Source organism: Arthrobacter agilis (assembly GCF_030816075.1).
Taxonomy (GTDB): Bacteria; Actinomycetota; Actinomycetes; order Actinomycetales; family Micrococcaceae; genus Arthrobacter_D; species Arthrobacter_D agilis_E.
Genome location: NZ_JAUSXO010000001.1, coordinates 586,295 through 601,340 on the forward strand (window position 1 = coordinate 586,295; position 15,046 = coordinate 601,340).

12 protein-coding genes are annotated in these 15,046 nt (G+C 71.6%); 6 read left to right on the forward strand and 6 right to left on the reverse strand.

Annotation, left to right across the window (positions count from 1 at the left end; translation table 11 throughout):
• Window positions 1-122: 122 nt before the first annotated feature.
• Complete coding sequence (locus tag QFZ50_RS02615) at window positions 123-905, reverse strand: SGNH/GDSL hydrolase family protein (RefSeq protein WP_307081639.1); 783 nt, start codon at window positions 903-905, stop codon at window positions 123-125.
• Between the two features lie 481 nt (window positions 906-1,386).
• Between QFZ50_RS02615 and QFZ50_RS02620 the strand changes: the two genes are divergently transcribed.
• The 5 genes from QFZ50_RS02620 (at window position 1,387) to QFZ50_RS02640 (ending at window position 9,793) form a co-directional block, all read left to right on the forward strand.
• Window positions 1,387-3,906, forward strand: coding sequence for a helix-turn-helix transcriptional regulator (locus tag QFZ50_RS02620; RefSeq protein ID WP_307081641.1), 2,520 nt, complete (start codon window positions 1,387-1,389; stop codon window positions 3,904-3,906).
• Window positions 3,903-6,545 (forward strand): LuxR C-terminal-related transcriptional regulator, encoded by a 2,643-nt coding sequence (locus tag QFZ50_RS02625; protein ID WP_307081643.1) that lies wholly within the window; start codon window positions 3,903-3,905, stop codon window positions 6,543-6,545. The genes QFZ50_RS02620 and QFZ50_RS02625 overlap by 4 nt, the downstream gene beginning before the upstream one ends.
• A gap of 101 nt (window positions 6,546-6,646) precedes the next feature.
• Window positions 6,647-7,978, forward strand: coding sequence for a cysteine desulfurase (locus QFZ50_RS02630; RefSeq protein WP_373462237.1), 1,332 nt, complete (start codon window positions 6,647-6,649; stop codon window positions 7,976-7,978).
• Window positions 7,979-8,431 (forward strand): Fe-S cluster assembly sulfur transfer protein SufU, encoded by a 453-nt coding sequence (gene sufU, locus QFZ50_RS02635; RefSeq protein WP_307081645.1) that lies wholly within the window; start codon window positions 7,979-7,981, stop codon window positions 8,429-8,431.
• Between the two features lie 126 nt (window positions 8,432-8,557).
• Window positions 8,558-9,793, forward strand: coding sequence for a M23 family metallopeptidase (locus QFZ50_RS02640; RefSeq protein WP_307081647.1), 1,236 nt, complete (start codon window positions 8,558-8,560; stop codon window positions 9,791-9,793).
• A gap of 23 nt (window positions 9,794-9,816) precedes the next feature.
• Here QFZ50_RS02640 and QFZ50_RS02645 read toward each other — a convergent pair whose 3' ends face one another.
• Entirely contained in the window at window positions 9,817-11,472 is a 1,656-nt protein-coding gene (locus QFZ50_RS02645) for a sensor histidine kinase (RefSeq protein WP_307081649.1), read from the reverse strand.
• Window positions 11,473-11,585: 113 nt separating this feature from the next.
• Here QFZ50_RS02645 and nhaA point away from each other — a divergent pair, with 113 nt between their 5' ends.
• Window positions 11,586-12,929, forward strand: coding sequence for a Na+/H+ antiporter NhaA (gene nhaA, locus QFZ50_RS02650; RefSeq protein WP_307081652.1), 1,344 nt, complete (start codon window positions 11,586-11,588; stop codon window positions 12,927-12,929).
• A 35-nt stretch (window positions 12,930-12,964) separates the two neighbouring features.
• On the opposite strand, the gene QFZ50_RS02655 is transcribed toward nhaA, so the two are convergent.
• From QFZ50_RS02655 to QFZ50_RS02670, 4 genes are read right to left on the reverse strand one after another with little or no spacing between them, the layout of a single operon-like run.
• Window positions 12,965-13,651: an NUDIX domain-containing protein gene (locus tag QFZ50_RS02655; protein ID WP_307081654.1), complete on the reverse strand. Its 687-nt coding sequence runs from the start codon at window positions 13,649-13,651 to the stop codon at window positions 12,965-12,967.
• On the reverse strand, window positions 13,641-14,162 hold the full coding sequence (locus QFZ50_RS02660; protein WP_307081656.1) for a GNAT family N-acetyltransferase: 522 nt from the start codon (window positions 14,160-14,162) through the stop codon (window positions 13,641-13,643). The genes QFZ50_RS02655 and QFZ50_RS02660 overlap by 11 nt, the downstream gene beginning before the upstream one ends.
• A 35-nt stretch (window positions 14,163-14,197) precedes the next feature.
• A complete protein-coding gene (locus tag QFZ50_RS02665) occupies window positions 14,198-14,419 on the reverse strand; it encodes an SCO4848 family membrane protein (RefSeq protein WP_307081658.1) in 222 nt (73 codons plus the stop codon).
• A gap of 48 nt (window positions 14,420-14,467) precedes the next feature.
• Complete coding sequence (locus QFZ50_RS02670) at window positions 14,468-14,965, reverse strand: DUF2505 domain-containing protein (protein WP_307081660.1); 498 nt, start codon at window positions 14,963-14,965, stop codon at window positions 14,468-14,470.
• Between the last annotated feature and the right edge of the window lie 81 nt (window positions 14,966-15,046).

Consider the following 15,046-nt stretch of genomic DNA (forward strand, 5'->3'; position numbering starts at 1 on the left):
TCCCGCGGGTCATGCGGGGGTCGCGACCTGCATCGTATGCCTGGGTAGGGGTGCTTGCGTCATTTACGTCCCTTGCTAGAGTCAACAGTTTTCAGAAGTGGCACTTAGGCCACTTGTGCCGACTACGCAGCCGCTTTTAGCTTCGCTGCTAGTGCTTCAAAAATCGTCCGGTGTCCGACGTCGGACGGATGCACGCTATCGTCCGAGACAAGCTCTGGGGCCCCCTGCAACGGCTGACCAATATCTAAGAAGGTTCCGCCGACGGATTCCACAGAGTCGCGTACAACCTCAGTTAGGTCGGAAATAGCTGCGGGGGCTACGTCGTCGTCCCATAAGGGGTTCACCGCATAGATGGTCACGTTAGGCAGCGCCGCCCGAAGGCTTGAGTAGAAGTCGCGGACTGAGGTGTGAACTTGGTCTGGCGACTCCACGCGGAGGTCATTGCGTCCCCCTGCAACGAGGACCATCGTCGGCTTCGCGGCGGCCACCTCGTCGATCATCTCGGGGTATGAGGGGCAGTAATCGAGACCGCATGCTGCCCGCCCGTTCATTCCCGCTACGAGATAACCAGTTCCCCCGCGAGCGAGGTTTACCTCTTTCCAGCCCAACTCCCTAGAAAGGAGATAAGTCCAGTTGTTTGCCCCAGATGACGCACCAGCACCAGCGGAGTATGAATCGCCAATGAAAGCTACTACCGGTTCCGGGTTGGTGGTCTGTTCGAGCGAAGGTATGGGCTTCGGAGTGTAACTACTGGCTTCCGCAACCGCCTGAGCCACCCGTTCTTGCTGCACCAAGTGTAGGGCGCCAAAAACAAAAGCGACGGCGACGACTCCACATGCTAGCGCGACGGCCTTCAGTCGGCGCGATATCGAGGGACGGCGCTTTTTCTTGCGGACGGACGACACGGAAAGCTTCCTAAGGTAGTGAGACCAAAACTGCCCCAATACTAACCGTACGAAAGGGGGTAGCATGCACCGGAACAGCAGGGGCTAGGGTGCGACGTGCCACGCCCTTGCAGGGTGCTAAAGGTTCGTGCATGTCTCAGCAGTCCCCTCAGTCAGGACCGGGACATGAAACCAATCTGGGCCGGGCGGCGACGAGAAGGCATTTGGATTCACCGTCCGGAATACGTCCTGACCTACAGGACAGGCGCGCGTCGTTGAACCTGATGTAGAACCCGTTTGTTGTCCGCCGTGACGGGTACGGCCCCGTCCCTCTGGCGCTCGGAGGTACTCGCTCCAGCGCGAGGACTACTTATCCCGGAGCGCGGCCCCACTGCGATAACGCGCCATCGTCGAGTAGTATTCGGCGAAACGACCCGGTCGACGACGCGACGGTCGGGGCGGATGCCTGGCCTGGCCAGGAAGGCTGGAGGGGGAACTGGCTATGGATCTGCTGACCGACAAGGGGGGACCCGCCGTCATGAATGGCGACTACACGGGTGCCTGGCCTCTACTGGGGCGCTCCGAGGAGACCACCGCGATCCTGGCGGGGCTCGCCGCGACCGGCTCGGCCGGCGTGCTGATCGTCGGTGCATCGGGAGTGGGCAAGACGGCGCTCGGCCGCGCGGCGGCAGCGCAGCTGGAGGGCACCACGCAGGTGATCCTCATTCGTGGCTCGGCCGCCATGACCACCACGCCCTACGGTGCGCTCAGCGTGCTGCTGATGGACGTGGACCCCGCCGACAGCGTCGAATCCCTCCCCATGCTGCAGTCGCTCCAGGCGGCCCTGCGGATCCGCGCGCGCAACCGTCCCGTCATCCTCATGGTGGACAACGTCCACCACCTCGACGATCCCTCCGTCCGGGTGCTGTCCTACCTCGCGGAGGTCGGCGCCGCCCGCCTGCTGGTGGCCTGTGACGGCCCCGCCCCGTCCTCCGCGCGCTTCTTCGATCTCTGGCGCAGCGGGCGGCTCGTCCGCGTGGACGTGGCCCCGCTGACCTTCGAGCGCACGCGCAGCCTCCTCGGGCAGCTGCTGGGCGCGCCCGTCTCCGGTACCGCCGCCGTCGAACTGTGGCGGGCTTCCCGCGGCAACCTGCGCTCCCTGCAGGCCGCCGTACGGGGCGATATCGCCCGGGGCGCGCTCACCCGCGACGCCGGAGCGTGGGTCTGGCACCGGGCCTGGGACGGCATCCCGGTGCAGGGCAACGACGGCGCCCCTACCGCGCTGACGGCCCTGTCCGAGCGCGCCCGGCAGGCACTCGACGTCGTCGCCGTCGCCGCCCCGGTGCCCCTCGACGCGCTCCTGCCCTCCTGTGGCGCCGAGATCATCGACGAACTCGAGCAGGCGGGGGTGTGCGTGGTCGACCCCGAGGCACCGCACGCGGTCACAGTGGTGAACGGGGTGATCGGCGACCGCCTGCGCGGAGCACTGGCCGCCAACCCGCTGCCCGCGTTCCTCGAACGGCTGAGGGGCCTCGACGACGGCGGCCACCTGCCGGTCCCGGCCCGCCTGAACCTGCTGCGCTGGTTCCTCGACGCCGAGGTCCCGCTGCAGGACGGCTACCTCCGGGGCGTCGCGCGGGCCGCCAACGACGCCGGCGAGCCGCGGGTCGCACTGCTGGCCGCCGAGCACCTCGCGGACATCGACCCCGCGGACCTCGTGCAGGTCCGGACGTGCCTGGAGCGGCTCCGGTTCAGCGAGGCGGGCGCCGTCCTCGGCCGGATCCTGACCGGCGACGCGACGCCGTCGGACCCGGCCCGGTCAGGCGGGTCGGACCCGGTCACCGTCGAGGGGGTCGCCCATGAGGGGCGCTTCCGCGACGTGCTGGACCTCACCGGAGCGGAGGTGCATCGCAACCAGCCGAAGCCCCTGGACATCGAGAACACCGCGCGGCTCGTCCTGGCCCGGAGCCTCACGGGGACCGGCCCAGGGGCGAAGCGCAGCCTCGCCCGGCTCCACGGCGCCGGCCTGCCCGTACCCACGGGGACCGCAGGGCGCCTGCTGCAGGAGAGCGGGTTCGCCGCGTTGGTCTACGAGGGCTACCTCCAGGACGCCCTGCTCCTCACCGGCGCTCCCACCCTCGCGGCCGGGCAGTGGGAGGACCCCTCGGTCGCGGACACCCTCACCGGGACCGCGCTGGCGGCCCTCGGGCACGGGGAAGCCGCGCTCGCGGTGATCCTGCCCGCCGTCGAGCAGTTGCGGGTGGACAACCGGAGCGGCCTGCTGCCCCTCGCCGAGGCCGCCGCGGCCTACGCCTCGGCCCTGCGGGACGGCCAGGACGCCGACCGGCCGGGCACGAAGCACAGCAGGGACTCGGCCTCGGCGGAGCACCTGCCCTGGATGCACCGCTCCATGATCGTGCTCCTCCACACCCTCGCGGACGCCCTCGTGTCGGACAGCGATGCCGCCGCACGCCGCTTCGTCGTCCTTGCCGCTGCCCAGCGGCAGGCCGGCAATGCCGGCGCGGAACTGCTGCTGCGGATGCACGCCGTCCGGCTCGGCCAGCAGTCCCAGGCCCCGCTGCTGCTGGACCTCGCACGGGGCATCGACACGCCCCTCGCCCGGGCCGCCGAGCTCCTGGCGCGCGGCGTCGCCGCCCGGGACCCCCTCATCCTGCTGCAGGCCGCCGAGTCCGCCTTCGGGTTGGGGCACCTGGACCTCGCCGGGTCCGCGGCCCTGATCTCCATGCGCCTCCACGACGCCGACGACGAGCCGCTGCACTTCATCCGGGCCGAGCAGATCTTCCGGCGCACCAGCGTCCCCCGCCGGAACGCCAGCGCGCGCCGCATCCTCACCGACCGGGAGCGGGCCTTCGCCCGCATGGCGGCCCGCGGTGCCACGAACAAGGAAGTCGCCGCCGCCCATCACCTCTCCGTCCGCACCGTCGAAGGGCACATCCTGAAGGCCATGGCCAAGCTCGGCGTCTCCAGCCGCACCCAGCTCTCCACGGTGTTCACGCAGTGAGCGGGCTCCGGGACGCAGCCCACCTGCTCGTCGGGCGCGAGGACCAGTTCGCCCGCGTGGTCACGGAGCTCGGCGACCACGCGACCTCCGGCGTCCTGCTGCTGGGCCCGTCCGGCATCGGCAAGACGGCCCTCGCCGCGGCCGTCGTCGCGCAGCTCACCGAGGGCACCCGGGTGCTCCGGGTCCGCGGCAGCGCCGTCCTCGGAGCGGTGCCGTACGGCGCCTTCTCCGCCTGGCTCGCCGGCCTGCCACCCGAGGAGATGACGCAGCCCGTCGCCGTCCTGCGGCGCGTGGGCCAGGCACTCGGCGGTAGCGCGCAGCCCGGCGCCGACCTCCCGCTCCTCGTGGTCGACGACGCCCACGATCTCGACCCGGGGTCCGTGACGCTGATCGCGCAGCTCCTGGGCATGCGACGGGCACGCGCGCTCTTCCTCGCCCGGCCGTCGCACGGCCTGCCGCAGGGCCTCGACGAACTCGTGGCCGACGGCATCGTGGCGACCGTCCCGGTGGGGCCGTTGACGCTCGACGACGTCGAGGAGCTGTGTGCCGCACTCCTCGGCGGGCCCGTGGGCGCCGGACTCGTCCACACCGTGGAACACCTGACCCGCGGCAACCCGCTGTTCATCCGCCTCTTCGTGCGCGACGGCCTCACGCGCGGGTTCATCACCGAGACCGACGGCGTCTGGCAGACGGCCCGTGAGCTGCCGCCGCTCGGGGTGCACCTCACGGACCTCGTCGCCGCGGACCTCGGCCTGCTCGACCCCGCCCAACGGGACGCGCTGGAACTCCTCGCGGTGGGTGGCCCGCTGGCCGGCGATCAGGCGCGGGAGTCCATCGGCCACACCGTGCTGCAGCAGCTGCTCGGCGACGGGTGGATCCGGGCCCGCGACGACGGCGCGCTGCTCGTGGAGCACCCCCTGCACGCCGAGGCGCTGCGAGCCTCGATCCCGACGGCACGCCGGGTGATGCTGCAGCGCCGCATCCTCGAGGCCGTGACCACGCCGCCCCGCGACATCGAGGAGCTCCACCACCGGACGGCGCTGGCCCTCGAGGCCGGAGCCCCCCTCGACGACCGGATCCTCCTGGCCGCCGCCACCAGCGCCAACCGCTCCGCCGAGAGCGGGTTCGCCGTCCGGGCGGCCAGGGCCATCACGTCGCCGGACCTCGCGCGCCGGCGCCTCGTGGAACTGGCCTGGGCCCGGGTCAACAGCGGCCGGCTCGACGAGGCACTCGACCTCCTCGGCGACGCCCTCGAGGCCCCCGCCCCGCCCGACGTCCTCCGTGCCGGCACGCTGCTCACGCTCGAGGTGAGGATGCGCGGAGCCGCGTCCGCCAAGGGCATGGACGGCGACGTCGACCGCTGGGAGCAGTCCCTCGCCGATGCCGTGCCGGCGCCGGCGGACCTCCGGCTGGTGGCCGTGGGACGCAGCATCGCGTCTCTCGCCGTCGACGACGCACCCTTCGACGCCGTCGCGCTCCAGGCGGTGGCCGACGACGACGCCGCTTCGCCGGCGGCGCGCATGGCGGCGCTCCTCCCGCTCGCGGTCTTCTCCATCGGCTCCGGCAGGCCGGTCGAGGCTGCCCGCCTCGCCCGGCGGGCCCTGGACCTCGTCGGCACGGACCCGGACACCGTGGCCTACCGCAGCCACGCGCTGTGCCTGGAGCTCCTGGCGCTCGCCGCCGCAGGGGAGTGGGACCAGGCACGCTCCACCGCCGTCGCCCGGCTCCGGCGGGACGCACGCCGCACGCACTTCGTGGCCGGGTGGCTGGACCTGCTCGACGGCATGCGCGCGCTGCGGGAGGGCCGCTTCCCGACCGCGCAGTCCCGCCTGCGCCTCGCGGTACAGGCCCTGCGCACCGCGGACCACCTCCACATCCTGCCGTGGATCACCGGGCTGGCCGCCTACGCCGCCCTCCTCGCCGGCGACCACCGGCAGGCCGCCCTCCTGGTGGAGCAGGACCCCGCGGAGGCCACGCGTGGCACCCGCCTGGCCCGCCTGCTGGGCGGGGTCTATGCGGTGGCCGTCACGGCGGTCCTCGAGACCGACGTCGAGGGCATCCCCCGGCTGGTGCGGCTGGCTGACGAGGCCGAGGACGCCGGACTCCCGCTCGTGGCGGCGACGGCACTGGACCAGGCACTCGTCATGGGCGACCGCACGCTCTTCACGCGGCTCGCCGCACTCACCGGGACCTTCGATGGCAGGGAGCAGGCGCTGCTCCACGACTTCGCCACGGCCGGCGCGGCCGGAGATGCAGAGCAGCTCCTCGAGGCGGGCGACGCCGCGCTCGCCGCCGGCTACCGGCCGCTCGCCGCCGCGAGCTTCGAACGTGCGCGGGAGGTGTACGAGAAGCGGCGCGAACCGACCGCCGCACGCCGTGCCCAGAAGAAATTCGCCGCCGCGAGCGCAGGCTTCGAGGGCTCCGCCACCACGGAGGCCGTCCGCCTCCCCGCGGCCGTGCGGCTCACCCCCCGGGAGATCGCCGTGGTGACCCTCGTGCTGCAGGGGCTCACCAACAAGGAGATCGCGGACCGCCACGGGACGTCGGTGCGCACGGTGGAGGGCCACCTCTACCGCCTCTTCATGAAGTTCGGCATCAGCCGGCGCGAGGACCTCCACCTGTTCGCGCAGGGAACTTAGGTCCCACTGGGGTGCCGCGCAGCGCATCCGGTGGCACGATTAGAGCAGAGAATCCTTGCGTAATTGCCGCGAGGACTGCTGACCGATCCGAGGAGTTCCCAGTGCCCGTGGTTGAAACGCCCGTCACGCTCACGCCGTCCGGCGCCGTGCTGACCGACGCCGTGCTGACCGACGCCGAGGTGCACCGCATCCGCAACGACTTCCCGATCCTCGGTACCGAGGTCAACGGCAAGCCGCTGATCTACCTCGACTCGGGGGCCACCTCGCAGAATCCCCTGAGCGTGATGGAGGCGGAGCAGGAGTACTACGAGCAGCGCAACGCCGCCGTGCACCGCGGCGCGCACACGCTCGCCGTCGCCGCCACCGACGCCTACGAGGATGCCCGCACCGCCGTCGCCCGCTTTATCGGCGCCCGTACCAGCGAACTCGTCTGGACCTCCAACGCCACCGAGGGCATCAACCTCGTGGCCTACGCGATGTCCAACGCCGCCCTCGGCCGCGGGGGAGAGGCCGCGCGCCGCTTCGCCGTCGGGCCCGGCGACAGCATCGTGGTCACCGAGATGGAGCACCACGCCAACCTCATCCCCTGGCAGGAGCTCGCCGCCCGCACGGGCGCGGAGCTGCGCTTCCTCCCGGTGGGCGACGACGGCGCCCTGCGGCTCGAGGACGCGGCCGCCGTGATCACGCCCGGCACGAAGCTCGTGGCGTTCTCGCATGCCTCGAACGTGCTCGGCACCATCAACCCCGTGGCCGAGCTCGTGGCGCTCGCGCAGTCCGTCGGCGCCCTCACGCTGCTGGACGCCTGCCAGTCCGTGCCGCACCTGCCGGTGGACGTGAAGAGCCTCGACGTGGACTTCCTCGTCTTCTCCGGCCACAAGATGCTCGGCCCCACCGGGATCGGGGCGCTCTACGGGCGGGCGGAGCTGCTGAACGCCATGCCGCCGTTCCTCACGGGCGGGTCCATGATCACCACCGTCACCATGGAGCGCGCCGAGTACCTGCCCTCGCCCAACCGCTTCGAGGCCGGGACCCAGCGCATCTCCCAGGCCATCGCCCTCGGCGCCGCCGCGAACTACCTCGCCGAGACCGGCATGGCCCGCGTCGAGGCGTGGGAATCAGCCCTCGGCGCGCGGCTCGTGGAGGGCCTCGACGCCGTCCCCGGCATCCGGGTCCTCGGGCCGAAGGCGGGGGAGCCGCGCATCGGGCTCGCCGCGTTCGACGTCGACGGCGTGCACGCCCACGACGTGGGGCAGTTCCTCGACGACCGGGGTATCGCGGTGCGGGTGGGCCACCACTGCGCGCAGCCGCTCCACCGGCGCTTCGGCCTCACCGCCACCACGCGCGCCAGCACCTACCTGTACACCACCACGGACGAGGTGGACGCCTTCCTCGAGGCCGTCGCCCAGGTCCGTCCTTTCTTCGGAGCGCAGTAGATGAGCACCGGCCTCGAACAGCTGTACCAGCAGATCATCCTCGACCACGCGAAGGCGCGGCAAGGCTCCCCGCTGCAGGAGTACGCCGGCGCGGGCCGCGTGGGCGAGTCCCACCAGCTGAACCCGGTGTGCGGGGACGAGATCACCCTCCGCGCCGGCGTCGCCGACGGCACGGTGGACTCCGTGAGCTGGGACGGCGCGGGCTGCGCCATCTCCATGGCCTCGGCGTCCGTCCTCACCGACCTCGTGCAGGGACTGCCGCGGGACGAGGTCATCGCCCTCGTGGACGCGTTCCGCGAGGTGCTGCGCTCCCGCGGGCGGATCGAGGCGGACGAGGAGGTCCTCGGCGACGCCGCCGCGTTCTCCGGCGTCTCCCGGTTCCCCGCGCGGGTCAAGTGCGCCATGCTGGCGTGGGTGGCGCTCGAGGAGTCGCTGCTCGCCGCCAACGCCTGACCGCGGCCTGCCGGACCCGGCGGCTGCGCAGCTGTCACACCCGGAACGGTGGCGTGCGCGCCGTCATCCTGCGTCTCACGGAGCCGGTGCGGGTCCATCGACCGGGGCCGGTGCCATACTCGTCGCATGCGTGGCACTCCAGCCCTCGTTCCCCTCGCAGTACCCCTCGCAGCAGCAGCCCTGCTGCTGGCTGGAAGCTCCGCCTCCATACCCCCGCAGGTCGCCGCGCCCACCCCCGTCTCCGTGGCGGCGGTCGCGCCCCAGGAGGACATCACGCCGGTGATCGGGCAGGTGCTGAGCACTCCGCGGGCGGTGCCGACGACGGACGGCCGCGTGCACATCGCCTACGAGGTGCACCTGAGCAACGTCAGCGATCAGACCGCGACCGTCGAGTCCGTCGACGTGCTCGACGAGAGCGGCTCCTCCCTCGAGCGCCTCGACGGCGACGACGTCGTCCCGTGGATGCGGGTATCCGGCGCCACCGCGCCGGGCCGGGTGCTCGGGCCCGGACAGGGCGCACTCCTCTGGCTGGACGTCGTCGTCGACCCGGGAGGCGCGCTGCCGGCATCGCTGCACCACGACGTCACCTTCGGGCTCGACCCCGGCGCCCCGCCGATCATCCCGAACCGGCTGACCTCGCGGTTGGCCCCCACGGAGGTGGACGCCGCGCCGGCCGCGGTCATCAGCCCGCCCCTGGAGGGCGCAGGCTGGCTCAACGGGAACAGCTGCTGCGAGGTGACCCCGCACCGCGGCTCCGTCATCCCGCTCAACGGGGCGCTGCATGCGCCCGAACGGTATGCCATCGACTACGTCCGGCTCGATGACAAGGGCTTCTTCCGCACCGGTCCGGCCGACCAGCTGGGCAGCTACCCGTACTTCGGCGCGGACATCCTCGCCGTGGGCGACGGCCCGATCGTGTCGATGCGGTCCGATCTGCCCGAACAGACCCCCGGCGCCGATCCCAGCGGCCTGCCGCTGGACGAGTACGGCGGGAACCACATCGTGCAGGACCTCGGCGACGGCGTGTACGCGTTCTACGCCCACCTGCAGCCGGGCAACCCGCTCGGGCTCGAGGTCGGCCGGCAGCTCGAGGCGGGCGAGAGAATCGGCCTGCTCGGCAACAGCGGGAACTCGGACGCACCGCACCTGCACTTCCAGCTCATGGATTCGCCCAGCCCGCTCGGGTCCAACGGGCTCCCGTTCGTCTACGACTCCTTCGCGCTCGCGGGGGAGGTGTCGCCCGAGGACCTGCTGGCGGCCGTCGCCGCGGGTGGACCGTTCACGCTCGACACGACGGACGCCGGCCCTGCCGAGGACCTGTACCCGATCTGGCTGGCCGTCAGCGACTACCCGTCGCCCTAGCGGTGACCCGCAGGACTGCCCTTCTACGCGGCGCGTGGGGGCTGCGGGATCAGGATGGTGAAGCAGGTGCCCTTGCCGCGCTCGCTCGTCACGGTGATGGACCCGCGGTGCTCGGCCACGATGGTCCTGGTGATCAGCAGCCCCAGCCCGACGCCGGGCACCGCCGTCGTGCGGACCGACGGCGAGCGGAAGAAGCGGTCGAAGATCTGGTGCAGGTCCTCCGTCTCGATCCCGATCCCCGTGTCCGCCACCTCGATGACCAGGCCGTCGTCGCGCCGGCGGGCATCCAGGGTGATGCTGCCACCCCTCCGGTTGTACTTGACGGCGTTGGTGAGCAGATTGTCGACGGCCTGCCCGAGGCGCACCGGGTCCACCACGGCGGGCAGGGACGACGGCGCCCGGTTCACCAGCCGCAGCCCCGCCCGCTCGGCCCGGACCCGCCCCGACGACGCCGCTTCCGCCAGGATCCGGCCCGCGTCCGTGGGGACCGGGTTCACCCGGAAGGACCCGGCGTTGATGGCGAGCAGGTCCTCGACGAGCCGCTCGAGCCGCACCGCGTTGCGCCGCGCCACCTCGAGGTAGCCGGCGACGCCGTCCGGCAGGTCCTCGTGGCGTTCGAGGGTCAGCTCGAGGTACCCGAGGATGGACGTCAGCGGTGTCCGGAACTCGTGCGAGACATTCGAGAGGAAATCGTCCTTGGCCTGCAGCGCGAGGACCAGTTCGGTCACGTCGTGGAAGGAGACGACCGTCCCGGTGAAGGTGCCGTCGTCGTCGTGCATGGCGTGGGAGGCGATACTCAGCGCGCGCTGGGAGCGCCCGGTGCCCACCCAGACCTGCTCGGCGTCGAGCTCCTCGCCGCGGATCGCCCGGGCCACGGGACGCTCCTCGGGCGGGACGGGCGTGATCCTGTCGGGGCCGAAGACCAGCAGCTCGGCCTCGTTCGGATCGTCGTTGCCGGGAGGCGCGGCGGCTGCATGGCCCTCCCGCTGCCGTGCGTTCATGAGGATGTCGTTGCCGTCCGCGTCGATCGCCAGGAGCCCCACGCTGACCGTGTCGAGGACGGTGCCGAGCAGGCGCTCGCGGGCACGGCCCGATTCCACGCTCTCGCGCAGCGCCGCCTGCGACGCCCTCAGCGCCTCCTGGCGCTGCCGGTTGTCCCGGGTGATCTCGCTGACGAACCAGGCGAGGCCGGTGAGCATCACGGGCAGCAGGATCGGGTCGATCAGGGCGTCGAAGGTCGGGTCGGCGAGGAGCACGAGCGGGAGCCAGACCACCGTGAGCGTCGCGACCGCCGCGATGGCCACGGCGGCGCCCGTGCCGACCCGGGAGGCCGCGATCCAGACGACGGGGAAGGCTGCCAGCAGTCCGATGCTGGGGAGGCTCTCGCCCGCCGCGGCGCGGGAGAGCCCGATGGCGACGAAGTCCACCAGGGGTACGAGGATCACCCAGCGGGTGGGGATCCGCGACCACGGCACGGTGCAGCACACGGCCAGGACGAGGAGGTTCAGCGCCCACCCGGCGACGAAGACGGGGATCGACAGGAGCTCGTCACGCTCGGCGAGGCCGTGCAGCGTCGCGAGGGTGAACGCGATCGAGAGCGCGAGCTCGCTGTAGATGATCCGGCGCCGGTGCCGGGAGCGCCGGGCACCCCGACCCGTTTCCATCAGGCTTCCCGTCATCGCTGCACCTCCCGCATGCCCATGGGAGGATCCTAGGCCGGTAGACTGGACAGAGGTGAGCCGGGAAGTCTGGTCGGCAGTTCCTTTGCCGACCCATCCTTGAGGACACCTTCATGACCAACACCCCACCTGTTCCCTCGCGTTCCTCCGTCCTCGGACGGGGGAGCTACCGCGAGACGCTCCGGATCGGCGAGATCCTGCGCAAGGAGACCGTCGGCGGCCTCCTCCTGGTCGCCGCAGCGGTGCTCGCCCTGGTCTGGGCCAACTCGCCCGCCTCCGAGAGCTACTTCGCGTTACGCGACCTGCGGATCGGGTACGCCCCCTGGCACCTGGAGCTGAGCCTCGGGGCGTGGGCGTCCGACGGCCTGCTGGCGATCTTCTTCTTCCTCGTGGGACTGGAACTCAAACGCGAGTTCGTGGCCGGGGACCTGCGCCAATTCAGCCGGTCCGTGGTGCCCATCGCAGCGGCAGCGGGAGGGGTGGCGGTCCCCGCCGTCCTCTACGCGCTCGTGAACCTCGGCAACCCGGAGGCGCTGCGGGGCTGGGCGATCCCGACCGCGACGGACATCGCCTTCGCCGTGGCCGTCCTGGCCATCATCGGCTCGCACCTCCCGAGCGCCCTGAGGATCTTCCTGCTCACCCTCGCCGTGGTCGACGACCTCATCGCGATCACCATCATCGCCGTGTTCTACTCCGGCGACCTCGCCGTCGGGCCGCTGCTGCTGGCCCTGGTGCCCCTGGCGGTCTTCACGGTCGTGGCCCAGCGTCACCGCCGGTTCTTCGGCACCCGGCCCGCCGCGGCCTGGTTCATCCTCCTGCCCCTGGGCGTCGTCACCTGGGCACTCGTGCATGCCTCGGGCATCCACGCCACGGTGGCCGGCGTGCTGCTGGGCTTCGCCATCCCGGTGATCCGCTCGCAGGCCAGCGGCGGCCCGACGGCGGGTCCTGGCCTCTCGGAGGTGTTCGAACACCGGTTCCGGCCCATCTCCGCCGGCTTCGCCGTCCCGGTGTTCGCCTTCTTCTCCGCCGGTGTGTCCGCCGGCGGCTGGGGCGGACTGTTCTCGGCCGTCACGGACCCCGTGGCCGTCGGCATCGTCCTGGCCCTCGTGGTGGGCAAGCCCGTCGGGATCCTGGGGACCACCTGGCTCGTCACGAAGCTCACGCGGGCGTCCCTGGACCGCTCCCTGAAGTGGATCGACGTGTTCGGGGTGTCCCTCCTGGCCGGCATCGGCTTCACGGTGTCGCTGCTCGTCGCGGAGCTGAGCTTCGGACAGGGCAGCATCCACGACGACCACGCGAAGGTGGGCATCCTCACGGCCTCACTGCTGGCAGCACTCCTGGCGTCGTCGGTGCTGGTCCTGCGGAACCGGAGGTACCGTGCGGCCGAGGAAGCGGACGCCGTCGACGCGGACCAGGACGGCATCCCGGACGTGTACGAGCAGGACGGCCGCCCGTAGTCCGTCCTCGCGCGCCGGGGATTCCTGGCTAGGGATCAGCTCCCGGAGGCGAAGGGGCCCTCCAGTGCCGCCCACTGCAGCAGCATGATGGTCTTGGCATCGACGATGTCGCCGCGCCGGATGCCGGCCAGGGCGTCGTCGAAGCGCAGCTCGGTGACCTCGAGGTCCTCCCCGTCCGAGCGCAGGCCGCCACCGCGTCCGGACCTGTCGGCATCGGTGTAGGGAGCGGCGTAGAAGTAGAGCACCTCGGTGACGGAGCCGGGGCTCATGTAGGCCGTGAGGACGTGCTCCAGGGAACCGATGGTCACCCCGGTCTCCTCCTCGGCTTCCCGGCGGATGGCGGTGGCGGGGTCGTCCTCGTCCAGGAGGCCTGCCGGAGCCTCCAGGAGCATCCCGTCGGCGTGGTCGTTGACATAGGCGGGGTACCGGAACTGCCGCACGAGGAGCACCGTGCGGTGCTCGAGGTCGTAGAGGAGGACCGTCGCGCCGTTGCCGCGGTCGTAGGTCTCCCGATGCTCGATACTCCGGGAGCCGTCCAGGCGCGTGTACTCGTAGGTCGTTTTGCGCAGCACATGCCAGTCCGACGCGAGGACCTCGACACCCAGGATCCTGACCCGTGCGTTCCGGACGAGATCCCTTCCTTCCCGGTCGAGCTCCACCCGGCCGCGGGCATCCGGCACGTCGACGCCGATCCTCGCTCCGGCGGAGTTGTCAGTGCCCATCAGGCGCTCCGTCCGTGCCCCGGTCCGGGTTCCCATCCGCTGCGGGGCGGACGTCGTTGAAGGGCGTGTGGAGCCGGGTGAAGGGCCAGGCGGACCGGAGCCAGGACAGCGCGAAGGCGTCCAGCCCGTCCCGGAGCCGACGGGGCGCATCGGCGGCGAGCCACCAGGACACCTCCGCCTCGATCCCCTCGTCCGTGGTCACCGGATCGATGTACAGGCAGCCCAGGAGGGTGTCCTCGTCGGCGGGCAGGATGGCGTAGTTGAACGACGCGTGCGTGTCCATGTCGTCGGCGTGATGCTGCAGGTCCTCGAGATCCTGCTCGCGGGTCATGGTCTGCGGCGGCCAGCCCCAGGCCTCTCCGTACATGGTCCGGAGCATCGCCCGGTTCGCCAGGACGACGGGCAGGTCGATGTCCACGTCGTCCGGGCTGATGGGCCGCAGGTGCACCCCGTCGGTCCATTCGACCCGCAGTGGATGCTCGAAACCGGCGGGAAGCCAGGTGCGGGTCATGGTCTGCTCCTGAGGGAGGTAGGGGCCGCGGGGCCTCAGCCGATGAGGGTGCGCACGCCGATGACGGCGGTGGCGGCGCCGAGGATCATCGACGTGGAGATGAGCATGACGTGCACCGTGAGGAAGCGGGTGGCCGCCCCCTTCTCGTCACGGGCGCGCGGGTCCTTCAGGATGCGGCGCAGGAACGGCGGCCAGACGATCAGGGTCCAGACGCCGGCGAGGATCAGGATGAGGGCGAGGGGTGTGGGCAGTTCCATGGCGTGCGCGGGTCCTTCAGTGGGGTAGGGGAGAGGGGCGGGCGGGCGTCAGCGGCTCTCGAGCCACTTGCGGGCCTCGACGGCCTGCACGTTGAGCGCCTTGCCGATCATCGGCTCCGCGGCCCCGGCGATCTTGCCGCCGAGGAACGGGATGGAGGAGGTGACGTTGCCCTGCAGGTCGACGACGGTGTCGGAGCCCTGGGCGATCAGCCGCTGCACGGCGGACACGTTCAGGGGCACGCCGGCGACGGTCATCTCGAGCGAGGCCTGGCGGGAGCCGTCCGCTGCGGGGGCCTCCCAGTGCTCGGTCTGCGTGACCGAGAGGGTCTCGCCCACGAACTTGCGGGCCATGTCCGGCAGGCGGGTGGTCGGCATGGTGCGCACCGCGGTGAGGGTGAACGCTCCGGCGGTGTCGCCGTCGACCGTGAGCGACTCCAGGGTGCCGCCCACGTACTCGCTCATGTGGCGCACGAACCCCTCGTCGGTGAAGACGCCGAGCACGGTCTGGGTGTCGTAGGGGAGCGTGGTGGACGCGTTCAAAGCCATGGTTCCTCCGGGATGTCGGCGCGCAGGCCGCAGGCAGCGGCAGGCAGGGGTCTCCCGGCCATCCTACGGCCTGCCCTCCGT